The sequence below is a fragment of the Roseibium sp. genome (assembly GCF_965229775.1).
Lineage (GTDB): Bacteria > Pseudomonadota > Alphaproteobacteria > Rhizobiales > Stappiaceae > Roseibium.
The window spans coordinates 1,681,950-1,704,148 of record NZ_OZ245929.1; the positions used below are offsets into that span (position 1 = coordinate 1,681,950).

22 protein-coding genes are annotated in these 22,199 nt (G+C 60.2%); 12 read left to right on the forward strand and 10 right to left on the reverse strand.

Going from position 1 to position 22,199, the window contains the following annotated elements; genetic code table 11:
* Nucleotides 1-298: 298 nt before the first annotated feature.
* The 5 genes from ACO07N_RS07610 to dnaQ all read left to right on the forward strand — a co-directional run bounded on the left by ACO07N_RS07610 (nt 299) and on the right by dnaQ (nt 4,006).
* Entirely contained in the window at nt 299-1,147 is an 849-nt protein-coding gene (locus tag ACO07N_RS07610; RefSeq protein ID WP_421980442.1) for a pyruvate, water dikinase regulatory protein, read from the forward strand.
* A 32-nt stretch (nt 1,148-1,179) separates the two neighbouring features.
* Nucleotides 1,180-1,773 (forward strand): Maf family protein, encoded by a 594-nt coding sequence (locus tag ACO07N_RS07615; RefSeq protein ID WP_421980443.1) that lies wholly within the window; start codon nt 1,180-1,182, stop codon nt 1,771-1,773.
* Complete coding sequence (locus ACO07N_RS07620) at nt 1,770-2,618, forward strand: shikimate dehydrogenase (RefSeq protein WP_421980444.1); 849 nt, start codon at nt 1,770-1,772, stop codon at nt 2,616-2,618. Before ACO07N_RS07615 ends, ACO07N_RS07620 begins: the two co-directional genes overlap by 4 nt.
* Complete coding sequence (coaE, locus tag ACO07N_RS07625; RefSeq protein WP_421980445.1) at nt 2,615-3,211, forward strand: dephospho-CoA kinase; 597 nt, start codon at nt 2,615-2,617, stop codon at nt 3,209-3,211. The genes ACO07N_RS07620 and coaE overlap by 4 nt, the downstream gene beginning before the upstream one ends.
* A 78-nt stretch (nt 3,212-3,289) precedes the next feature.
* Entirely contained in the window at nt 3,290-4,006 is a 717-nt protein-coding gene (gene dnaQ / locus ACO07N_RS07630; RefSeq protein WP_421980446.1) for a DNA polymerase III subunit epsilon, read from the forward strand.
* Between the two features lie 71 nt (nt 4,007-4,077).
* On the opposite strand, the gene ACO07N_RS07635 is transcribed toward dnaQ, so the two are convergent.
* Nucleotides 4,078-5,064: a 2-hydroxyacid dehydrogenase gene (locus ACO07N_RS07635; RefSeq protein WP_421980447.1), complete on the reverse strand. Its 987-nt coding sequence runs from the start codon at nt 5,062-5,064 to the stop codon at nt 4,078-4,080.
* 248 nt (nt 5,065-5,312) lie between these two features.
* Between ACO07N_RS07635 and ACO07N_RS07640 the strand changes: the two genes are divergently transcribed.
* Nucleotides 5,313-5,852 carry an SH3 domain-containing protein gene (locus ACO07N_RS07640; RefSeq protein WP_421984396.1) on the forward strand — a complete coding sequence of 180 codons (540 nt, stop codon included), beginning with the start codon at nt 5,313-5,315 and terminating at the stop codon, nt 5,850-5,852.
* A 442-nt stretch (nt 5,853-6,294) separates the two neighbouring features.
* On the opposite strand, the gene fabI is transcribed toward ACO07N_RS07640, so the two are convergent.
* From fabI to fabA, 3 genes are all read right to left on the reverse strand, one after another.
* Nucleotides 6,295-7,107: an enoyl-ACP reductase FabI gene (fabI, locus tag ACO07N_RS07645; protein ID WP_421980448.1), complete on the reverse strand. Its 813-nt coding sequence runs from the start codon at nt 7,105-7,107 to the stop codon at nt 6,295-6,297.
* A gap of 10 nt (nt 7,108-7,117) precedes the next feature.
* Nucleotides 7,118-8,341, reverse strand: a complete 1,224-nt coding sequence (gene fabB / locus ACO07N_RS07650; RefSeq protein ID WP_421980449.1) for a beta-ketoacyl-ACP synthase I — start codon at nt 8,339-8,341, stop codon at nt 7,118-7,120.
* A gap of 128 nt (nt 8,342-8,469) precedes the next feature.
* The gene (gene fabA, locus ACO07N_RS07655; RefSeq protein ID WP_421980450.1) at nt 8,470-8,976 is read right to left on the reverse strand and encodes a 3-hydroxyacyl-[acyl-carrier-protein] dehydratase FabA; all 507 of its coding nucleotides are present in this window, start codon (nt 8,974-8,976) and stop codon (nt 8,470-8,472) included.
* Nucleotides 8,977-9,314: 338 nt separating this feature from the next.
* Here fabA and irrA point away from each other — a divergent pair, with 338 nt between their 5' ends.
* A complete protein-coding gene (irrA, locus tag ACO07N_RS07660; protein ID WP_421980451.1) occupies nt 9,315-9,746 on the forward strand; it encodes an iron response transcriptional regulator IrrA in 432 nt (143 codons plus the stop codon).
* A 32-nt stretch (nt 9,747-9,778) separates the two neighbouring features.
* On the opposite strand, the gene ACO07N_RS07665 is transcribed toward irrA, so the two are convergent.
* Entirely contained in the window at nt 9,779-10,318 is a 540-nt protein-coding gene (locus tag ACO07N_RS07665) for a GNAT family N-acetyltransferase (protein WP_421980452.1), read from the reverse strand.
* Complete coding sequence (gene nth, locus ACO07N_RS07670) at nt 10,315-11,130, reverse strand: endonuclease III (RefSeq protein WP_421980453.1); 816 nt, start codon at nt 11,128-11,130, stop codon at nt 10,315-10,317. The genes ACO07N_RS07665 and nth overlap by 4 nt, the downstream gene beginning before the upstream one ends.
* A 22-nt stretch (nt 11,131-11,152) precedes the next feature.
* Here nth and ACO07N_RS07675 point away from each other — a divergent pair, with 22 nt between their 5' ends.
* Nucleotides 11,153-11,686, forward strand: a complete 534-nt coding sequence (locus tag ACO07N_RS07675) for a DUF2244 domain-containing protein (protein WP_421980454.1) — start codon at nt 11,153-11,155, stop codon at nt 11,684-11,686.
* Here ACO07N_RS07675 and ACO07N_RS07680 read toward each other — a convergent pair.
* Nucleotides 11,671-12,816: an MFS transporter gene (locus tag ACO07N_RS07680; protein WP_421980455.1), complete on the reverse strand. Its 1,146-nt coding sequence runs from the start codon at nt 12,814-12,816 to the stop codon at nt 11,671-11,673. The two genes, ACO07N_RS07675 and ACO07N_RS07680, sit on opposite strands and share 16 nt — an antisense overlap.
* 126 nt (nt 12,817-12,942) lie before the next feature.
* Nucleotides 12,943-15,663, reverse strand: a complete 2,721-nt coding sequence (gene mutS, locus ACO07N_RS07685) for a DNA mismatch repair protein MutS (RefSeq protein WP_421980456.1) — start codon at nt 15,661-15,663, stop codon at nt 12,943-12,945.
* A gap of 135 nt (nt 15,664-15,798) precedes the next feature.
* On the opposite strand from mutS, the gene ACO07N_RS07690 reads away from it, so the two are divergent.
* Nucleotides 15,799-18,081, forward strand: a complete 2,283-nt coding sequence (locus tag ACO07N_RS07690; RefSeq protein ID WP_421980457.1) for an NADP-dependent malic enzyme — start codon at nt 15,799-15,801, stop codon at nt 18,079-18,081.
* Between the two features lie 161 nt (nt 18,082-18,242).
* Nucleotides 18,243-18,530 (forward strand): GIY-YIG nuclease family protein, encoded by a 288-nt coding sequence (locus tag ACO07N_RS07695; RefSeq protein WP_421980458.1) that lies wholly within the window; start codon nt 18,243-18,245, stop codon nt 18,528-18,530.
* A gap of 355 nt (nt 18,531-18,885) precedes the next feature.
* Here ACO07N_RS07695 and ACO07N_RS07700 read toward each other — a convergent pair whose 3' ends face one another.
* Nucleotides 18,886-19,662, reverse strand: a complete 777-nt coding sequence (locus ACO07N_RS07700) for an alpha/beta fold hydrolase (protein WP_421980459.1) — start codon at nt 19,660-19,662, stop codon at nt 18,886-18,888.
* Nucleotides 19,663-19,810: 148 nt separating this feature from the next.
* On the opposite strand from ACO07N_RS07700, the gene ACO07N_RS07705 reads away from it, so the two are divergent.
* Both ACO07N_RS07705 and trpB read left to right on the forward strand, forming a co-directional pair.
* Nucleotides 19,811-20,455: a phosphoribosylanthranilate isomerase gene (locus ACO07N_RS07705; RefSeq protein ID WP_421980460.1), complete on the forward strand. Its 645-nt coding sequence runs from the start codon at nt 19,811-19,813 to the stop codon at nt 20,453-20,455.
* 42 nt (nt 20,456-20,497) lie between these two features.
* Nucleotides 20,498-21,703 carry a tryptophan synthase subunit beta gene (gene trpB / locus ACO07N_RS07710; protein WP_421984397.1) on the forward strand — a complete coding sequence of 402 codons (1,206 nt, stop codon included), beginning with the start codon at nt 20,498-20,500 and terminating at the stop codon, nt 21,701-21,703.
* 77 nt (nt 21,704-21,780) lie between these two features.
* On the opposite strand, the gene ACO07N_RS07715 is transcribed toward trpB, so the two are convergent.
* Entirely contained in the window at nt 21,781-22,002 is a 222-nt protein-coding gene (locus ACO07N_RS07715) for a hypothetical protein (protein ID WP_421980461.1), read from the reverse strand.
* Between the last annotated feature and the right edge of the window lie 197 nt (nt 22,003-22,199).

Below are 22,199 nucleotides of genomic sequence, written 5' to 3' on the forward strand. Positions count from 1 at the left end.
AAATTTTCGGGAAAATGAAAGATAAATTGCTCCCCAAAAGTCGATAACCCGATTCATGATTTATTTACAGATAGTTGGCAGCATGTTTACCTTTCGTTAAGAAATTGGGCGCAGGTGGATAGTCTGTCGAAATGTCACAGACGAATTGTGAATCCACACCCATGCACAATCGTTTCGGATACAGTTTCCGCGCGTTAGAGCTTTGTTAACAAATATTGATGATCGGGCACAAACTTCGTACACCCCACCCGGGCGCCGAGAAGACTCCCAATCCGTCAACAGCCCTGGGGATGATATCGTGAACAAGTCACGTCACTACTTTCACCTGCATCTCGTATCCGACTCGACCGGTGAAACGCTGATGACCGTGGCGCGTGCGGCAACCGTTCAATACGAGAATGTCCAGGAAATCGAACATGTCTATCCTCTGGTTCGTTCGTCTAAGCAACTGGATAGGGTGATTGCGGAGATCGAGAACGCACCGGGGATCGTCCTCTATACGCTTGTCGACGACGAGATAGCAAAGCGCCTGGAACAGAAATGCCGGGATCTCGGCCTGCCATTCGTCAACATCCTCGATCCCGTCTTCGCTGTGTTTCAGTCCTATCTGAATGTCACCCAGACACACCGCGTTGGCGGACAGCACGAACTCGATGCGGAATACTTCCGCCGGATGGAAGCGCTCAACTACACGATGATGCACGATGACGGTCAGGTCTGGGACGACCTTGAATCCGCCGATATCGTTCTCATAGGTATTTCCCGGACATCGAAGACACCGACGTGCATCTATCTTGCCAACCGGGGCATCAAGGCGGCCAATGTTCCGCTCGTGCCGGGCATCCCCTTGCCGGACCATGTCAAGTCACTGAAAGGTCCGATGATCGTCGGGCTCATCGCCTCGGTCGAACGGATCCAGCAGATTCGCCGGAATCGGGTTCTTTCTTTGAATTCAGACGGTTACAACGACACTTATGTCGACCGGAAGGAAATTTCGCAGGAAATCAACATGACACGCAGGCTCTGTTCCGAAAACGAGTGGCCGCTGATCGATGTCACGCGCCGGTCGGTGGAGGAAACCGCAGCCGAAATCATGACACTTTTCAAGGGCTTCAAGTCGGAAACGGACACGTCGGCCGGCGCCTGAGCCATCTGATGCACGGATAGGAATGAAACAACATGGCACTTGTACTCGCCAGCGGGAGCAGGATTCGCGCCGAATTGATGAAAAATGCGGGTCTGAATTTTGAGACGGACCCCTCGGATGTCGACGAAAGGGCCGTGGAACAACCGCTTCTGGAAGCGAATTTTCCGCCGGAAGATCTCGCAAGCGTCCTGGCCGAGGCAAAGGCCAACGATGTCAGCGGCCGCAGACCTGCCGATCTCGTGGTCGGCGCCGACCAGATCCTGGCGTTTGAAGGCGAGCGGCGCACCAAGCCCGAAGACATGGAAGCCGCGCGCCGCCAGTTGCTGGCATTTTCCGGCAAGGTCCATGAACTCCATTCATCCGTCGTGATATCCCGCAACGGCGAAGCGATATGGCGCAATGTGTCGACGGCACGGCTGAAAATGCGCGAGTTGAGCCCGGCCTATGTCGGCCACTACCTGGCGAATGCCGGGGACAGCGTTCTTTCGAGCGTCGGCGCCTATCAGCTCGAAGGCCTGGGCGTCCAGCTTTTCGAAAAGATCGACGGTGATTACTTCACCATCCTGGGCCTTCCCATGCTGCCGCTGCTCGCGGAATTGCGCACACTCGGGGTCATCGAAACATGAGCGGATTTGTAAGAAAGGCCGCCATAACAGGCCATCCGGTGTCGCATTCCAGATCGCCGCTGATACACGGATACTGGCTCGCGAAGCACGGGATCGAAGGCGAATACGGACGTGTGGACGTCCCGCCGGAGAACGCCGAACATTTTTATGAACATTTCGCCGATGCCGGACTGATCGGTGCCAACGTGACGGTTCCGTTCAAGGAAATCGCGGCAAGGGCTTGCGATTGGCTTGATGATGCGGCCCGCGCGATGGGCGCGGCAAACACGCTTTGGCTGGACGAGACAGGCAGGCTGTGCGGCGCCAATACCGACGGGCTCGGTTTTCTCGGCAACCTTGACCAGCTCGCTCCGAATTGGGACGAGACACCGGGGACCGCTGTCGTTCTTGGTGCCGGCGGGGCGGCCCGCGCAATCGTCTGGGCGCTGCTGTCACGAAACTGCACAGAAGTGCATATCGTCAACCGAACCAGGGAAAAAGCTGAGAAAATCGCCGAGGAATTTGGCACCGGAACGATTGCGCATGGCTGGGACAACCTGGGGACAACGCTTACACAGGCTGACGTGCTTGTGAACACGACATCTCTCGGCATGACCGGGAAACCACCGCTAGAAATCAACCTTGCGAACCTGCCGGAAAACGCTCTCGTCAACGACATCGTCTATTCCCCGCTTGAGACCGATCTCCTGAAACAGGCTGCTGCCCGGGGAAATCCGACAGTGGACGGCATCGGCATGCTGCTGCACCAGGCGGTGCCGGCATTCGAGCGCTGGTTCGGTGAGCGGCCCGTTGTGACGGATGAACTCAGAACGCTAGCACTGAGGGATCTGGGAGTGATCGTGTGATCAGGATTGGATTGACCGGGTCCATCGGCATGGGCAAGTCGACAACCGCCGCAATGTTCGCGGCAAGAGGCGTTCCGGTTCACGATGCCGACGCCTGCGTGCATGCCCTTTATGAAGGCCGCGCGGTCCCGTTGATCGGCGACGCGTTCCCCGGCACGATCGTGGACGGCAAGGTTGATCGCACGCGCCTCTCCAAACAGGTCCTCGGCAATCCGGAGGCGATGAAGCGTCTGGAGGAAATCGTGCATCCGCTGGTGCGGGAGGAAGAGCAGACCTTCCTGGATCTTGCGCGGCTTGATGGTCATTCGGTTGTGCTCATGGACATCCCGCTTCTGTTTGAAACCGGCGGGGAAGACCGGGTCGATGTCGTCGTCGTGGTAACGGCAGATGCGGACATCCAGCGCGAGCGTGTTCTGTCGCGCGACGGCATGAGCGAAGAGCGGTTTCAGGCGATCATGCAAAAACAGGTCCCGGATGCCGAAAAACGCAAGCGTGCCGACTTCCTGATCGATACCGGCCTGGGGATGGAGGCGGCGGACAAAAGGGTCGGCGACATCCTTGAGCAGATCCGGAACGGCCAGATGAAACGCTGATGCCCGGGGAAAACCGGCCGGCCCGCTTGCGTCGTCCGGCGGACGCGGCACACTGGGCATGGCAGTGAAAGGCGAACCATGCGTGAAATATCCTTTGATACGGAAACGACCGGCCTCAACCCGCGCGGTGGCGACCGCCTGGTGGAAATCGGCGGTGTCGAGCTGATCAATCACATTCCGACCGGAAATTCCTATCACGTCTATATCAACCCGGAGCGGGACATGCCCGAGGAGGCCTTTCGCGTTCACGGGCTTTCCGAGGAGTTTCTGTCCGATAAACCGCTTTTTGCAGCGGTCGCCGACGAGTTCCTGGCGTTCGTCGGCGACGCGACGCTCGTCATCCACAATGCAGCCTTCGATATGGGCTTCATCAACACGGAGCTTGAGCGCGCCGGACGGCGGATCATTCCGAACACCCAGGTACTGGACACACTGGAAATCGCACGCCGCAAGCACCCGACGGGCCCGAATTCGCTCGACGCTCTTTGCTCGCGCTACGGCATCGACAACTCCAGGCGCGTGAAGCACGGAGCGTTGCTCGATGCGGAAATCCTCGCGGAAGTCTATCTCGAGCTGATCGGGGGTCGACAGACGGCACTTGGATTGCTCCACGAAGAAGAAGTTTCAACCTCTTCAGGAGCGGCCGTGATTTCGGGTGAGCTCGGCACATTCAATGCCAGGAAAAGGCCTGCACCGCTCGCGTCCGGACTGACGGACGAAGAGTTTGCCGCGCACAAGGCCTTTGTCGAAGGCATGGGTGAGAGCGCTCTCTGGGGCAAATACCGCAGCGAGTAGGTGCCTTAGCCGAAGCGCATTTCCGTTTTAATGGGCCGGGTGCTCAGGAGCCGGCGGCTTGATCTGGCCGACTAGAGCATCGACGGCAGGACGCGGTCCGGCGGACGGTGCCCGTCCATGAAGGTCTTGATGTTGATGATGACCTTCTCGCCCATTTCGATGCGGCCTTCGATCGTGGCCGATCCCATATGCGGCAGCAGCACGACATTTTCCAGCTTGACGAGTTTCGGATTGACGGCCGGTTCGTGCTCGAAAACGTCGAGGCCCGCGCCGGCCAGGTCGCCAGCTTCAAGCATGCGGATCAGCGCATTTTCGTCGATTACCTCGCCACGTGCGGTGTTGACCACATAGGCGTCCTTTTTCAGGAGCTTCAGCCGGCGGGCGGACAGGAGATGGAACGTTGCCGGTGTGTGCGGACAGTGAATGGAGACAACATCCATGCGCGCCAGCATCTGGTCGAGGCTTTCCCAGTAGGTCGCCTCCAGCTCTTCTTCGATGTCGTCGGCGACCTTGCGGCGGTTGTGATAGTGGATGGACATGCCGAACGCCTTGGCGCGGCGCGCGACGGCCTGGCCGATGCGGCCCATGCCGATGATGCCGAGCCGCTTGCCCCAGATCCGGTGGCCGAGCATCCAGGTCGGCGACCAGCCTGCCCAGTCGCCCGCTTCCAGGGCGCTTATTCCTGTGGCAAGACGTCGCGGCACGGACAGCATCAGGGCCATGGTCATGTCGGCCGTGTCTTCCGTGAGAACACCCGGCGTGTTGGTGACGTTGATGCCGCGGTTGTTGGCGGTCACCACGTCGATATTGTCGACGCCATTGCCGAAGTTGGCGATGAGTTTCAGGTTTTCGCCTGCCTGTGACAGGACCGACGAATCGATGCGGTCGGTCACGGTCGGGACCAGCACATCCGCAGATCTGACAGCCTCGACCAGTTCGGCCTGGCTGAAGGGCCTGTCATTTTCATTGAGGCGTGTCTCGAACAGCTCACGCATCCGGGTTTCAACCACGTCCGGAAGCTTCCGGGTCACAACAACGACAGGCTTCTTTTTCGCCATACCAACTGCCTTTCGCGATTCATTGGGAGTTTGTTAACCCCAATGGATTCACCTTGATGCTGCGCGTTGCACGAGCGCACGAAATCGCACCCTTCTCCTTACCAGATGGTTCGGCAGAAACAAGAGATCGGTTTCATTCGCGGCGCATTGCCCACGTGCCTGAAACGGCAAGGTGGTTTTTACGCAGTTTTTTCGTTACAGATTTGACGCAACTCAAAGATCAAGAACAAGTTGGACAACTGGATAATATGACCCGTTCGTTTCCAGGCCGCCGCCAAATCCTGAGTGTGATAGCGATCCTCTTCGCGGTCAGCTGGTCCCTTGCGCCCGCGTGGTCGCAAGGCACGTCAACAGGGGCCTCCGGATTGCCGGTGCCGCGCTTTGTCAGCCTGAAATCCGATCGGGTCAATGTCCGGGTCGGCCCGTCGCGCGAACACGCCGTGGCCTGGACCTTCGTTCAGTCAGGCTTGCCGGTCGAAATCATTCAGGAGTTCGAAAACTGGCGCCGTATCCGCGATTGGGAAGGCAAGGTCGGCTGGGTGTTCCACTCCCTTCTGTCCGGCCGCCGCACCGCGCTCGTCACGCCCTGGGAAAAGACCAACCGGACCCCGCTGCGCGCGCGCTCCAAATCCGACGCCGATATCGTCGCCGAACTCGAGCCGTTCGTGCTGACATCGGTGACCGAATGCGCCGGCGGCTGGTGCCGCGTCAACGGCACCGAATACGAAGGCTGGCTCGATCAGACCCGCCTCTTCGGCGTCTATCCGGACGAAATTCTGGAAGACTGAGCCGCGCTGGAGCGCACTGGCCCATCCTTCGAGACAGGCCTTTGGCCTGCCTCAGGATGAGGCTGCGTGCTTGGCGAGGTACGTCTATCCGACAACTTGCACAGGCCCCCGCCTCTGTCATCCCCGACTTGATCGGGGATCTACTCACTTCCAGAGCGACTATGAATTTTCCGGTGCGTTTGACGAGAACACTCAAGCCGGCTGCTGCATCAATCGAAAGCCATTGGATCCCCGATCAAGTCGGGGATGACCACAGTGGGGTGGCGGTCGGTTGATTGCCCTGAAGAGAAATGTCCATCTCAGCCTTGTCAGGCACGCAGCCTCATCCTGAGGAAGCGCAACGCGCTGTCTCGAAGGATGGTGGCCACGCAAGAAACGGGCTGCAAAAACAGAAAAAGGCGGCCATGGGCCGCCTTTGAACCGTTGATAGGGGTGTCGAACCCTAATCCGCCTGGTTTTCCTGTGCCTTCAGTTCGTCGAGGCGCGGCATCGACATGATGTTGTAGCCGCTGTCGACGAAGTGGACCTCGCCCGTGACGCCACCGGAAAGATCTGACAGCAGGTAAAGCCCGGTCCCGCCGATTTCGTCGAGCGAAACGGTGCGGCAAAGCGGCGAATTCCGTTTCTGGAAATTGAACATGAGGCGCGCGTCGGAAACACCCGATCCGGCCAGCGTCCGGACGGGTCCCGCGGAAATGGCATTCACGCGGATATTCTGTTCGCCGTAGTCGACAGCAAGATACCTGACGGAAGATTCGAGCGCGGCCTTGGCGACACCCATGACGTTGTAGTTCGGCATGACCTTGGTGGACCCGCCATAGGTCAGGGTGATGATCGAGCCGCCATCCGGCATGATGTCCGCGGCGCGCTTGGCAATCTCCGTGAACGAAAAGCAGGAAATCAGCATCGTCCGGGAGAAGTTTTCGCGGGTCGTGTCGGCATATTTGCCGCGCAGTTCCGACTTGTCGGAAAAGGCAATGGCGTGAACCAGGAAGTCGATGCTGCCCCAGCGTTCCTTTAGGGCACTGAAAACGGCATCGACGGAATCGATGTCTTCCACGTCACACGGCAGCAGGATGTCGCTGCCGACGGATTCGGCCAGCGGTTTGGTGCGGCGGCCGAACGCCTCGCCCTGGTAGGTGAAGGCAAGCTCGGCGCCGTGCTCGGACAGGGTCTTGGCAATGCCCCACGCGATGGAATGGTCGTTGGCAACGCCCATGATCAGGCCGCGTTTGCCCTTCATCAGATCAGACATGTGGGCCTCCTCAGCCGTGGTAGCGTGACAGCGCGAGGGAGGCGTTTGTGCCGCCGAAACCGAAGCTGTTGGAAAGGACGGTGTCCAGACCGGCATTGTCGACGCGTTCCGTCACGATTTCGTCCTTGCTCAGGGCCGGGTCGAGCTCCGTGATGTTGGCCGAGGCCGTCATGAAATCGTTCTGGAGCATCAAGAGGCAGTAGATCGCTTCCTGGACGCCCGTCGCACCGAGGCTGTGGCCGGTCAGCGACTTTGTCGACGAAGCCGGCGGCTGATCGTCGCCGAAGACGCGCCGGATCGCTTCGATCTCGCCGATATCACCGACTGGTGTCGATGTGCCGTGCGTGTTGATGTAATCGACCTTGCGCTCACCGAGGGTTTCAATGGCAAGACGCATGCAGCGTTCGCCGCCCTCGCCGGACGGTGCCACCATGTCATAGCCGTCGGAGTTGGCCGCATAACCAGTGACTTCCGCATAGATCTTCGCGCCGCGTGCCTTGGCGCGCTCCAGTTCTTCAAGAACGACAACACCGCCGCCGCCGGCGATGACGAAGCCGTCGCGCGTGGAATCATAGGCCCGGGAGGCCGTCTGGGGCGTGTCGTTGTATTTGGAGGACATGGCACCCATGGCGTCGAAAAGGCAGGACAGCGTCCAGTCGAGTTCTTCACCGCCGCCTGCGAACATCACGTCCTGCTTGCCGAACTGGATCTGCTCGGTCGCCGCGCCGATGCAGTGGGCTGAGGTCGAGCAGGCGGATGTGATCGAATAGTTGATGCCCTTGATCTTGAAGGGCGTTGCCAGGCAGGCCGAGTTTGTCGAACTCATCCCGCGCGTGACCATGAACGGGCCCATGCGCTTCGGCGCGCCTTTTTCCAGAACGATCTGGTGCGCCTGAAACAGGTTCTTGGTGGACGGGCCGCCGGAGCCCATGATCAGGCCGGTGCGCGTGTTGGAAACATCGCTCTCTTCCAGCCCGCTGTCGGCGATTGCCTGCTGCATCGAGATGTAGTTATAGGCCGCGCCGTCGCCCATGAAGCGCAATTGCCGCTTGTCGATCAGCGACGGGATATCGACATCCGGCATGCCGTGAACCTGGCTGCGGAAGCCGTGTTCCGCGTAGTCCGGGGCAAATTGAATTCCGGACTTGCCTTCCCGAAGGCTGGCCAGCACTTCCTGGGCATTCGATCCGATGGACGATACGATTCCGATACCGGTGACGACAACGCGTCTCATTGCGGTCTCCTAATGTTTCCGGGGCGCGAGCCTCGGTCCGCTGTTTGGCTCTTTCGCCTTACATAATGCACAAACCGGCGCGCCCAAGACAAAGGACCGCCGGTCTGATGCTGTCTTTGGATCTGGCCTCAGGTTTTTGCCAGGCCGACGCGCAGATCCGTTGCCTTGTAGATCTGTTCGCCGTCGGCCTTCAGCCAACCGTCGGCAATGCCGAGAACCAGGCGGCCCTTCATGATGCGTTTGAAGTCGACACCGTATTCGACCAGCTTGACGTCCGGAGTGACCATGCCCTTGAACTTGATCTCGCCGGTGGATAGCGCCATGCCCTTTCCTTCCAGCCCGAGCCAGCCGAGCACGAAACCTGTCAGCTGCCACAGGGCGTCCAGTCCGAGACACCCCGGCATGACCGGATTTCCCTGGAAGTGGCACGGGAAAAACCAGAGGTCGGGCTTGATGTCGAATTCGGCGCGCGCGTAGCCCTTGTCGAATTCACCCCCTGTTTCGGAGATGTCCGTGATACGGTCGAACATCAGCATCGGCGGGAGCGGCAATTGGGCGTTGCCCGGGCCGAAAAGCTCGCCGCGGCCGCAGGCGAGCAGATCTTCGTAGTCGTAGCTGGAGCGGCGCTCGGTCATTCAGGATCCGTTTTCTTGCTTCCTACCCACTATCCCTGGTCGGAACGGGTTTGTTTTTGGTTCTGTTTGCGGCGCCTTCCTAACACAGGGGAACCATGTTCGAAAGATGTCAGTTGAGTGAAATTACAGGGATTCTGAGGCCATTTGGCAAGTTTTGAGCAAAAGTAGAGATTAAATATAACCGGCGCGTTTCATGGAGCCGTGCGGTTAAAACTTGCATTTCAGGCACAAGAAATGGCAGATATAGGCGAACAATTTGTGCAGCAGACCCTTGGCAAACTTGATCCGTTCCGTAAATGGCAAGTTGAAACAAGGACTTAGATTTGGAACAATCTGGAATGACGACGCACGCGGCAACGCAATCGACCGGCAAGGATGTGACCAACATACTGCGAACGGCAGGTTTGCGGCCGACTCGTCAGCGCGTTTCCCTGGCTGAGTTGCTGTATTCCAAGGGTGACCGCCACATCTCGGCGGAGCTTCTTCACGAAGAAGCGGTTGCCGCGGACGTGCCCGTTTCCCTTGCAACGGTTTACAACACGCTGCACCAGTTCACTGAAGCCGGCCTGCTTCGCGAAGTCGCCATCGACGGCAACAAGACCTATTTCGACACGAACGTGTCCGATCACCACCACTTCTTCATCGAAGGCGAGAACCGGGTGATCGACATACCGGGCGAAGGCGTCGGGATCGATGCGATCCCGGAAGCCCCGGAAGGCATGGAGATCGTGCGCGTCGACGTGGTCGTCAGGGTACGCGAAAAGCGCTAGGGTCCTGACCCTGGTCCCATCGCACGGTCAACTTAGTCACGGCCCCGGTCGAATTCATACTCGAAATAATCCGATGTGTCGTCGTAGGCCGCGAGGTAGCGCTGACCTTTTGCGGCAAATCCGAGCTTCGCCAGCAAGCTGGCCGACCGCTCGTTTTCCGTATGCGTGATCGCGCAGATCATCGGCAGATCCGTCTTTTCCCTGACGAAGTCCAGCACGGCTCCGGCCGCTTCCCTTGCATAGCCTTTGCCGCGGGCATCCTTCAGGAACGCATAACCGAGATCCGGGGCGTCGAGATCGTCGCGGACCACCAGGCCGCATGCACCGATCGGGGTACCGGTTTCTCTCAGTTCGACAAGCCAGAGACCGACCTTGTGCTCTGTAAAATGCGCCAGGGTCTTTGTCTCAATGAAGGCTGCAGCGTCCGCGTCCGACCGGATACCGCGATCTGCGATGAAGCGGTGATAATCCGGTTCGTTCATGAGCGTGTTGTAGAAGGACGCGTCCTCCGCTTTTGGCAGCCGGAAAGTCAGCCGGCTGCATTCCGGAACGGGTCCGCTGGACAAACTCAAGCGACATCACCCCTTTCGATCAGCGCCTTCGTGCGAACGGCAATCTCCGGAACTGCATCGAACGGTTCTTTTTCGGGGCTTCTGCACAGGTCATAGATGACACAGCGCCTGCATTCGGGTTTGCGCGCCTTGCAGATGTAGCGGCCGTGAAGGATCAGCCAGTGATGCGCATGGAGCGAATACTCCTTCGGGACCGCCCTTTCCATGGCCTTTTCGACATCGAGTGGCGTCTTGCCCGGTGCAATGCCGATCCTGTTGCCGAGACGGAAGAGATGCGTATCGACGGCAATCGTCGGATGGCCGAAATAGATGTTGAGCACCACGTTGGCGGTTTTCCGGCCGACGCCCGGCAATTTTTCAAGCGCCTCCCTGTCTTCGGGCACGGTGCCGCCGTGATCGCGGATCAGCTGCTCGGAAAGGAGGACGACGTTTTTTGCCTTGTTCTTGTAGAGGCCGATCGTCTTGATTTCCTCCCGGACCCTGTCTTCGCCGAGTGCGAGCATTTTCTCCGGCGTGTCGGCGATCTGGAAAAGGGTCTTTGTCGCCCGGTTCACGCCGACATCGGTTGCCTGTGCCGACAGGACCACGGCGACCAGCAGCGTAAAGGCGTTGACGTAGTCGAGTTCACCCTCCGGTTCGGGGTTGTCCGCGTGGAACCTTTGAAAGATCGCATAGGCCTCGGCCTTGTTGTAGCGCGAGCGCTTGAGCACCTTGCCGGGGTTGTCCACCGAAGGGGCCGTCTTTTTGGCCTGTTTCGGCTTGGCAGGCCGTTTTTGGGATTTGCGGGCGGCGGGGCTCTTTGCTTGGGTCATGAACCCTCTATAATCAGACCTCATGAGCGAGAACAATCCGAATTCCGAGAATTATGACCGGACTGATGATCTGGACCGGCCTTTTTTCACGGCTGTGCTGACGCCCTACCGGTCGCTGGGGCCGAACGGGTTCATGATCCTGATGCTGTGTTTCGGCGCGGTCAGCTTTGTCGCCGGCATCTTGTTCTGGAGCATTGGCGCCTGGCCGGTCTTCGGGTTTTTCGGCCTCGACATCGCGCTGCTCTGGTTCGCGTTCCGAATGAACTACAAGTCCGCACGCACCCATGAGGAAGTGATTGTCTCCCGCAACGAACTGATCATCCGAAAGGTTGGACCGGGCAAACGCTATCAGGAGTTCCGCTTCAACCCCTTCTGGGTACGCCTCTCGATCGACCGGATTGAGGACGAGGGCGTCGTCAAGATCACGCTGACGAGCCGCGGCGAGAGCGTTGATCTGGGCAACTTCCTCAACCCGGACGACAGGACGACCTTTGCCGGCGCCATGGCCAACGCTCTTTCGGTCGCGAAAGCCGGGGGCGTTCAGGCGACGTCCTGAGCAGGTGCGGGTCTCATCCGGAACGTTGCCATCAAGATCAGCAGAGCCACCACCGAGGATCCGGCGGCAACGTAGAGCACGGTCTTGAAATCCGTTGCACTGGCGATGATGCCCATCGAGATGCTGCCGATCATGCCGCCCAGGAACAGGCTGTTCATGTAAACGGCGGTCGCGCGTCCGGGCCGGTCGGGCGCAAAGCTCTGCACGTAGCTGATCGAAACACCTGCAAAAAGCCCGTAATACGCGCCCTCGACCACCGATGCGGCCATCACATGCCAGAATGCGCTGACCTGTGCGAACAGGATCATGCTGGTTGGCGCCAATATGGCCGCGATCATCAGAACCTGCCGGATACCGATGCGTTCGGCCAGCCGGACGGACCAGAAGATCATGAACACCTCGACCACGCACTTGACGGACAGGGACAGCCCGGGCGTCGACCCTGGAAGGCCGATCTCCTTCACGAAAAACAGCGGCATTGCGGAGACAAACAGCGTGTTCGTGATGATGAAGCCGAAGCAGGTCAGTCCCGCAATCAGCAAGCCCCAATTGATCGGGTCCTTGCCGGCATCGTCTTTTTTCCTGCGTTCGGATCTGAAGCCGGCGGGCACCGTGGTCCACGCAAGAACCAGGAAACAGACACCGACAGCACAGGCGCTCAGGAACGTGGGCCCGAAGCCGAACAGGGAAACCAGGGTAAAGGACGCCGCCGGCCCGATCATCCAGGCAAGAGACACCATCATCCGGAGCCAGGAATTGATCCGCGCGACGTCCAGTCCGTTCTGTTCTGCGTGGAGGCGCGCGTAGGTGAAAATCGTGCCCGACCCCATATTGGCGAGGCTCATCAGGGGCGCGACCAGAAGAACCAGCATCATCAGACCGGAAACCTGGGTCAGCAGCGACGTCGCCACGATGAAGGCCGCGATCGAAATCAGAAGCAGGCGTTTGACCGGAAAGCCGTGATCGAGCCGCTCTCCCGCCCATCGGTTGGCGACCAGGGTCAGCGGCATCACCAGACCCGTGTAGAACCCCACCTGCCATGGACTGGACCCGAGACCTTCAACGATGAAAAAGCTCATCAGGGGGATGAGCGCGGATGCACCAAGGCTCTTGATGAACTGCAAGAGCATGATAAGCAACACCTGTCGGGGGAGTTGCGTTAAGGAATACATTGTCGGAATCGCCGCACATGGAGGGGTCAGGCAGGTACGGGTAGCCTAGTCGGACTTGCGGGCCGGGTCACGCAAAAAGAGCAGTCACTCCTTGTTGCACGTTTGCAGTGTCTTCAGCCTGTAGAGCGCCTCGAGCGCTTCTCTCGGGGTCATGTCGTCCGGATCGATGTCTTCCAGCGCCGTCACGACCGGATCGGGTTCGTTTGCCGGGCTCACGGCGCTGGGCGGCACTGCCGCGACGCTGGCAAAGAGCGGCAACTCATCGATCAGGCTCTCCGCCGGTGACCGCCGGTCCAGCTCTTCCAGCTGGCCCAGCACCTGTTTTGACCGTTCGACGACCTTTGCCGGCAATCCGGCAAGTTTCGCGACCTGGATGCCATACGAACGGTCGGCAGCGCCGGGAACGATTTCGTGCAGGAAGATGACCTCGCCGTTCCATTCCTTGACGGAGACGGTCGCATTTGACAGCCGGTCAAGCTTGGCCGAGAGCGCGGTCAGTTCGTGATAGTGGGTTGCGAACAGCGCCCGGGACCTGTTGACCTCGTGCAGGTGCTCGATCGTTGCCCAGGCGATCGACAGGCCGTCGAAGGTGGCGGTTCCACGCCCGATCTCATCGAGGATCACCAGCGACCGGTCGCCTGCCTGATTGAGGATGGCGGCCGTTTCCACCATCTCGACCATGAAGGTAGACCGGCCCCGCGCGAGATCGTCTGCCGCACCCACACGCGAAAACAGCCGGTCGACAATGCCGATATGAGCCTCGCTTGCCGGAACGAAGGATCCCATCTGGGCGAGGACCGCGATCAGGGCGTTCTGGCGCAGGAAGGTCGATTTACCGGCCATGTTCGGACCGGTAATCAGCCAGATATGGCCGGTTTCCTCCGGCGCATCGGGACCGAGATTGGCGTCGTTGGCGACAAAGCTGTCACCGCCCGATGACCGGAGCGCGCGTTCCACGACCGGGTGGCGGCCGTCCCTGATGTCGAAGGCGCGGCTGTCATCGACAACGGGCCTGGCATAGTTTTCGTCCTGGGCGAGCTTTGCCAGCGCAGCGGAAACGTCCAGCACGCTGAGACCCTGCGCAGCGGCCTTGATTGCGCCGCCTGCAGCGATGATCGCCTGCGCCAGCTGCTCGAAGATCTCCAGCTCGATGGCAAGCGCCCGCTCGCCCGCGCTGGCAATCTTCGATTCCAGGTCCGCCAGCTCGGTGGTGGTGAAGCGCATCGCGCCGGCCATGGTCTGCCGGTGAATGAAGCGCGTCGGATCGGCGGTCAGTTTTTCCGTCTGCGCGGTCGGGGCTTCGATGAACCAGCCGAGCACGTTGTTGTGCTTGATCTTCAGGGAGCGTAGGCCGAGTTCCTCGGAATAGTCTGCCTGCAGCTTGGCGATGACCTTGCGGCTTTCGTCGCGCAGCGCGCGCAACTCATCAAGATCGGAACTGTAACCCGTGGCGATGAACCCGCCGTCCCGTTTCAGGAGCGGCGGCTCTTCCCTGATCGCTGAAACGAGCTGATCGCCGAGAGCGTGCGGCGCGTGCTCAAGGCTTTGCCGGGCCTCGGTGATTTCTTCGGGAATGTCCCCGATCCGGGTCTGATCGAGAACCGCGCGGGCGGCGGCGAGGCCCTGTGCAACGCTCAGGATATCGCGAGGCCCGCCGCGATTGAGCGCGATCCTGGAAAGAGCCCGGGCCATGTCCGGCGCTCCTTTCAGCGTCTGGCGCAGGCCTTCCCGCATGATCTCGTTGGTGAGGAAGTAGGCAACCGAATCGTGCCGCTCCGTTATGGCGCCGACATTGACCAGCGGCCCGGCAAGGCGGCTGGCCAGCAAACGCGAGCCGCCTCCGGTGACCGTTCTGTCGATGGTGGCGAGCAGCGACCCCTGCTTCTCTCCGGACAGCGTGCGCGCGAGCTCCAGATTGGCCCGTGTCGCCGGGTCGATCAGCATGCGGCCCGCCCCTGCCTCGCGCACGGGCGGGTCGAGCGGCGGGCGTTCGCCAAGCTGCGTGCGTTCGATATAGGACAGGATGCCGGCGGCGGCCGAAAGTTCCGCCCGGCTGAAGGTTCCGTAGCCGTCGAGGGTCTTCACGCCGAAATACTGACCCAGCCTGTCGCTGGCCGTCGAGCTGTCAAAGAAGGCGCGCGGGACCGGTGAGAGGGCGCTTCCCGATTGTTCCGCGACAAGGCGAAGGTCGCTCTCCTGCAAGAGCGTATCGGCAAGGATCAGTTCGCGCGGCGACACCTGCGCCAGGTCGGCGGCAAGGCGCTGCTGGTCCGTCTCCGAAACCTGGAACGACCCGGTCGACATGTCGATCCACGCGAGACCGAAAACGGCGTCATTGCCCAGGGACCCGCCTTTCAGACGGGTCAGCGCCATCAGATAATTGCTTGTGCCCGCGTCCAGCAGGCGTTCCTCGGTGAGTGTCCCTGGCGTGACCAGGCGCACCACATCCCGGCGCACCACGGATTTCGAGCCGCGTTTCTTCGCCTCGGCCGGATCCTCTGTCTGTTCGCAGACGGAAACCCTGTGTCCCTTGGCGATGAGCTTCTGCAGGTAGTCGTCGGCGGCATGAACCGGCACGCCGCACATCGGGATGTCGGCACCCTGATGCTTGCCGCGCTTGGTGAGCGTGATGCCGAGGGCCTGCGAGGCAACTTCCGCGTCGTCGAAGAAGAGTTCGTAGAAATCGCCCATCCGGTAGAACAGCAGGCTGTCCGGATTGGCGGACTTGATTTCCAAAAACTGGGCCATCATCGGCGTGACCTTCTGGTCTGCCGGGGCGATTTTCTGCGCGCTCTGTTCACTCATGTGAAATACGTAGCAAACCTTGGCCGTCATTCCACAAAAGGGGTATGCCATCTTGGCTTGAGGCTTCATTTTCCAGGGGATAAGGTCAGGTCCCCGCCTCATCAAGAAGTGCGACGAAGAGGAAACGCCCGCGCCATGTCCACCGATAAGTCTTCGCCGAAAACAAGCATCAGTTTTACCGACCAGGAAGCACTGCAGTTTCACCAGGAGGGCCGCCCCGGAAAACTGGAAGTCACACCGACCAAACCGATGGCGACGCAGCGCGACCTGTCGCTCGCCTATTCGCCGGGCGTGGCGGTGCCGGTACTGGCGATCGCGGAAGATCCGAGCCGGGCCTATGACTACACGACGAAGGGAAACCTCGTCGCCGTGATTTCCAATGGCTCCGCCATCCTCGGTCTCGGCAATCTCGGTGCACTTGCCTCCAAACCGGTCATGGAGGGCAAGTCGGTCCTGTTCAAGCGGTTTGCCGACGTCGATTCCATCGATCTGGAAGTCGAAACCCAGGACGTGGAGGAATTCATCAATTCCGTCCGTTATCTCGGCCCCTCCTTCGGCGGGATCAACCTGGAGGACATCAAGGCGCCAGACTGTTTCATCATCGAGCAGCGCCTGCGCGAACTGATGGACATCCCCGTGTTCCATGACGACCAGCATGGCACGGCGATCATCGCCGCCGCCGGGCTCTTCAACGCCCTGCACCTGACCGGCCGCGACATGAAAACGACCAAGGTCGTCTGCAACGGTGCCGGTGCCGCGGGCATCGCCTGCATCGAACTCGTCAAGGCGATGGGCATCCCGCACGACAACATCACGCTCTGCGACACCAAGGGCGTGATCTACAAGGGCCGAACCGAAGGCATGAACCAGTGGAAGTCCGCGCATGCCATCGAAACCTCCGACCGCTCGCTCTATGATGCGATGAAGGGGGCGGACGTCTTCTTCGGGGTTTCGGTCAAGGGTGCCCTGACGCCGGACATGCTGCGTGTCATGGCACCGAACCCGATCATCTTTGCCATGGCGAACCCCGACCCGGAGATCACGCCGGAAGAGGCCGCCGCTGTCCGCGACGACGCCATTGTCGCGACAGGCCGGTCGGATTATCCGAACCAGGTCAACAACGTACTCGGCTTTCCCTATATTTTCCGCGGCGCGCTCGACGTCCACGCGACCACGATCAACGACGACATGAAGGTTGCCTGTGCTCAGGCGCTTGCACAGCTCGCCCGCGAGGAAGTGCCCGACGAGGTCGCGGCCGCCTATCGGGGCAACCGGCCGAAATTCGGCCCCGAATACATCATTCCCGTGCCGTTCGATCCGCGGCTGATCAGCGCCATCCCGCCCGCCGTTGCGCAGGCGGCGATGGATTCGGGCGTTGCCAAGCGTCCGATCGTCGACATGGAAGCCTACAAGCTCCAGCTGTCCGCCCGGCGTGACCCGATTGCCGGCACGCTGCAGCGGATTTTCAGCAAGGTACGCCAGCAGCCGAAACGTGTGGTCTTTGCAGAAGGCGAGGAAGAGCCGGTGATCCGCGCGGCGGCGGCGTTTGTCGCGCAGGGCCTTGGCGAGGCGATCCTGATCGGCCGGGAAGACGAGATCACCAACATGGCGCACCAGGCGGGTGTCGATATCGACCGTCCCGGCATTTCCATTCAAAACGCGCGCCTGTCCGACCGCAATGCCGACTATGCGCAATACCTTTATGGCCGCCTGCAGCGGCGCGGCTACCTGCTGCGTGACTGCCAGCGCATGGTCAACAACGACCGGAACTACTGGGGCGCGATCATGGTTGCCCGCGGAGACGCGGATGCCATGGTCACCGGTCTGACCCGGAATTATTCCGTGGCGCTGGACACGGTGAAAGCAACCATCGACCCGAAGCCCGGTCACAGGGTGATCGGCGTCTCCCTTGCCCTCGTGCGCGGCCGCAACGTCGTGATTGCCGACACCGCCGTGATCGACATGCCCAATTCGGAAGAACTGGCCGATATTGCCGAGGAGGCCGCCCATGTCGCGCGCAAGCTCGGCTATGAGCCGCGGGTTGCGATGCTGGCTTATTCCACATTTGGCCATCCGCGCGGCGAGCGCTCCGAGAAAGTCATCGAGGCGGTCAAGATCCTCGATCGCCGCCGGGTGGACTTCGAATATGACGGCGACATGGCCGCGGACGTTGCCCTGAACATGGACCGGATGGCGGCCTATCCGTTCTGCCGGCTCTCCGGCCCCGCCAACGTCCTGGTCATGCCCGCCTTCCACTCCGCGTCGATCTCCACCAAGATGCTGCAGGAACTCGGCGGCGCCACCGTCATCGGCCCGCTCCTGACCGGCTTCGACAAGTCCATCCAGATCCTTCCCATCGGCGCCAAGGACAGCGACATCGTCAACATGGCCGCCATCGCCGCCTACAACGTGTCGTGAGGGTTTGCACTTTTCAGGCTTTCGTGGCTCCCCGATCCCGGATCTTCGCTCCGCTGCGTCCGGGATGACGAAATTTGTCTAACCTTACCCTAGTCATCCCGGACGACTGAAAGGAGATCCGGGATCGGAGAGCCACAGAAGAAAGGCAACGGATCACTGAAGTGACAGCCTGGGTCTATATCCTCGCGTCGCGGCCCTATGAAACGCTGTACACCGGTGTCACAACGGATTTGGCTCGAAGAGTTTACGAGCATCGCGAGGGTCTTATCGAAGGGTTCTCAGAGAAATACGGTACGAAAACACTGGTCTGGTACGAGAGCCACATCGAAATTGCTGCTGCCATAACAAGAGAAAAACAAATCAAGCGATGGCGGCGGCGCTGGAAATTCGAGCTGATCGAAAAGCTGAATCCCGATTGGCGCGATCTCTATCTCACGTTGAACCAGTGAGGACCAATTCACGGGAACGGACGTATTTTTGACAAGACCGCAATCGCTCTTATGCGCCGCGCGCGGTTACTTTTCTCGAACAGCACTGGCTCCCCGATCCCGGATCTTCGCTGCGCTGCGTCCGGGATGACGAAATTGAGTCTAACCTCACCGGAGTCATCCCGGACGACTGAAAGGAGATCCGGGATCGGAGAGCCGGGGTGTTGGCCCGGTTTGCCGCAACAGCGGCAAGATCCGGAACCGGTAATCCGGACAGCTGGAGAAAGATAAAGAAGGCGAAACAAAGGGTTACAAGGTCCCTGCCTTGGCAGGGATGACCAGGAAAAAGGACCGGCCGGCGCGATCGATCCAAACGTCAAGCATCGGCCACAGCGTTGAGACCTTCCGGCAAGGGCTCCTGCAGAAACCAGGCGCGCAGGGTTTGCGCGAAGAGGTCCGGTTCGGTCGCGATCCAGCCATGGCCCAGCCCGGGGATGATGCGGGCGGTGCAATGCGGCATTCCGGACTGAAAGGCCGGCAAGGCCGACAGGATGGACGGATGTTCGGTCTCACCGGCAAGGACGAGCGTAGGCGTTTCGATGCTTTGAAGGTCGGCGGCGACATCGAAATCCAGCGCCAGCGAGCTGATCTTCCGCATGGTCTTTGACGAGGCATTGGGGCGGCCGCCCCTCTGGCTGACAAGGCTCGGGTCGTTGACGCCGATAGACCGGGCCATCTTTTCCCGGTTCTTGCGGGAATTCATCATGAAGGACGAGGCAGTCATCAACGCGCGCATGATCCCGGAAACCTCGATCGGCACATGCTGAAAACCGCTGAAGACGGCGCTTTCGACAAGATGCGGGTACCGGGCCAGCAGCCGGAAGCCGATATAGGATCCCATGGAAAGGCCGGCAAGGCACACCGGGCCCTTGCCGACACGGTCGATCAGCTCCGCGACAGCATCGCTCGCAGCGTCGAAATCCGTGACCGGCACGGTCTTGGACTGGCCATGACCGGGCAGGTCGGGGCAGACGCAATGGAAATCGGTGAGCTGTTCCGCGGCCTGTTTCCAGATACGGCCGTCGAAACCGGCCGCATGAAGAAAGACGATCGTTTTCTGCTGGTCTGCCCAAGAGTGACGGTAGTGAAGCATTCAATCTGCCTGCATGCTCTGAAACGCGGAAACGAAGCCGGAAACCGGGTCATTCGGATTGCCTTGGCCATTTTTGAAGCCAGGGCGACGCAATAAGCGCAAAATCCCCTTTTGACAAACGGTTCTGCAGCGGCGATACCTCGATCCCATGTCCGATGTGAAAGTCAAAATCTGCGGCCTTTCGACCGAGGAAACCATGGAAGCGGCGCTGGACGCAGGCGCCGACATGGTCGGTCTGATGTTCTTTCCCAAGAGCCCGCGCCACGTGTCGCTCAGCAAGGCGTGCAAGCTTGCCGACATGGCGCGCGGTAAATCCCAGATTGTCGCGGTGACCGTCGACATGGACCCGGACGGATTGTCGCGGATCCGGGAGCTGGTCAATCCGGATATCTTCCAGTTTCATGGCTCGGAAGCGCCGGAAGCCCTGGCAGCAGCCAAGGTCATGCAGGGCACGAAGGTCATGAAGGCCCTGTCCGTTGCCGACCGCGAAGATCTGGAACGCGCGCATTACTACTCTATTGTAGCGGACTGGATCCTGTTCGATGCCAAGCCGCCCAAGGGGTCCGAGTTGCCCGGCGGAAACGGTGTATCCTATGACTGGACCCTTTTGAAGGATCTGGACCTGAACAAACCTTTCCTTCTGTCAGGGGGATTGGACCCGGCCAATGTCGCCGATGCAATTCGGCAAAGCGGCGTGTCGGCCGTTGATGTCTCTTCCGGCGTCGAGCGGGAGAAGGGCGTCAAGGACAGCGAATTAATTCGCGCTTTCATGGCGGCGGCCAGAAGCGCATGATTTCCGGCCTCGCCCGGGTGAAGGAGTAAACGCGTGAACGATATGGCGAACAGCATCCGGACAGGTCCGGACGATCGGGGACATTTCGGCATTTTCGGCGGTCGCTATGTCGCTGAAACCCTGATGCCGCTGATCCTCGATCTGGAACAGCACTACAAGGACGCCAAGAACGATCCCGAGTTCCATGCGGAGATCGAGACGCTCAACAAGCATTATACCGGCCGGCCCTCGCCGCTCTATTTCGCCGAGCGCCTGACCCGGGAGCTTGGCGGCGCGAAGATCTATTTCAAGCGCGACGAGCTGAACCACACCGGGTCGCACAAGATCAACAACTGTCTCGGCCAGATCCTGCTGGCCAAGCGCATGGGCAAGACGCGTATCATCGCCGAGACAGGTGCGGGCCAGCATGGCGTTGCAACCGCAACCGTCTGCGCGCGCTTCGGCCTGCCCTGTGTTGTCTACATGGGCGCAACCGATGTCGAGCGCCAGAAGCCGAACGTCTTCCGCATGAAGCTTCTCGGCGCGGAGATCGTCCCGGTGACGGCGGGCGCCGGCACGCTCAAGGACGCCATGAACGAAGCCCTGCGTGACTGGGTGACGAACGTCGAGGATACCTACTACCTGATCGGAACCGCTGCCGGTCCCCATCCCTATCCGGAGATGGTGCGTGACTTCCAGTCGGTGATCGGCAAGGAGCTGCGCGAGCAGATGCTCGAGGCCGAGGGCCGTCTTCCGGACGCGCTCGTGGCGGCCGTTGGCGGCGGGTCCAACGCAATCGGCCTGTTTCATCCGTTCCTCGACGACAAGGACGTCAGGATCTACGGCGTGGAAGCGGGCGGACGCGGCCTCGTCGGCGAGGAGCACTGCGCGTCCCTGACCGCCGGCAAGCCCGGCGTGCTGCACGGCAACCGGACCTATCTTCTCCAGGACGACGACGGCCAGATTTTCGAAGGCCACTCGATCTCAGCCGGTCTCGACTATCCGGGTATCGGTCCGGAGCATTCCTGGCTCAAGGAAATCGGCCGCGTGGAATACGTGCCGATCATGGACACCGAGGCTCTGGATGCCTTCCAGATGCTGACGCGCGTCGAAGGCATCATCCCGGCCCTGGAACCCGCGCATGCCCTGGCCCAGGTCGTCAAGCTCGCGCCGCAGATGGACAAGGACCAGATCCTTGTCATGAACCTGTGTGGCCGCGGCGACAAGGACGTCTTTGCCGTCGGGCAGATGCTGGGTTTTGAGATGTAACCGGATTGCCGGACTAATACCAACCTTCATAGATAGTTGGTATAAACAGGCCGCGTACCCAACGGTGCGCGGCCGTTTTATTTTCCGATCGGCTTTGAAATCAGGACGTTTTCCAGAAGCTCCAGCCGGCCGCGCGCATCCAGGCGCGCTGCCTGCCGGAGCAATGCCGGGTCGGTTCCTTTCACGGTTTCCGTCGACCGGGGATCGCGCGAAGGAGCGCTGAAATTGAGATCTCTGACACGCCGCCAGATTTTCTCGTGCAGGGGCGGTGGGGCCGGCTCGAACAGGGAATGGGCCATTTTCGGCTCCTTGTGTTGTTTCCTCTGGCACGGACAATAAGTGCACTTTGTGCACATTTGAACCGGTATTTTCTGCAGAGCCGATAAGCCAGCTATGCAAATTGCTCAGGTGTCGGCGCCATTTGGCTGTTCAGCCATTCGAAAGTGGCAGTGCTGCAATGCAATCTTGTCTGTTGTGTGCGCTGCAGCAAAGCCTA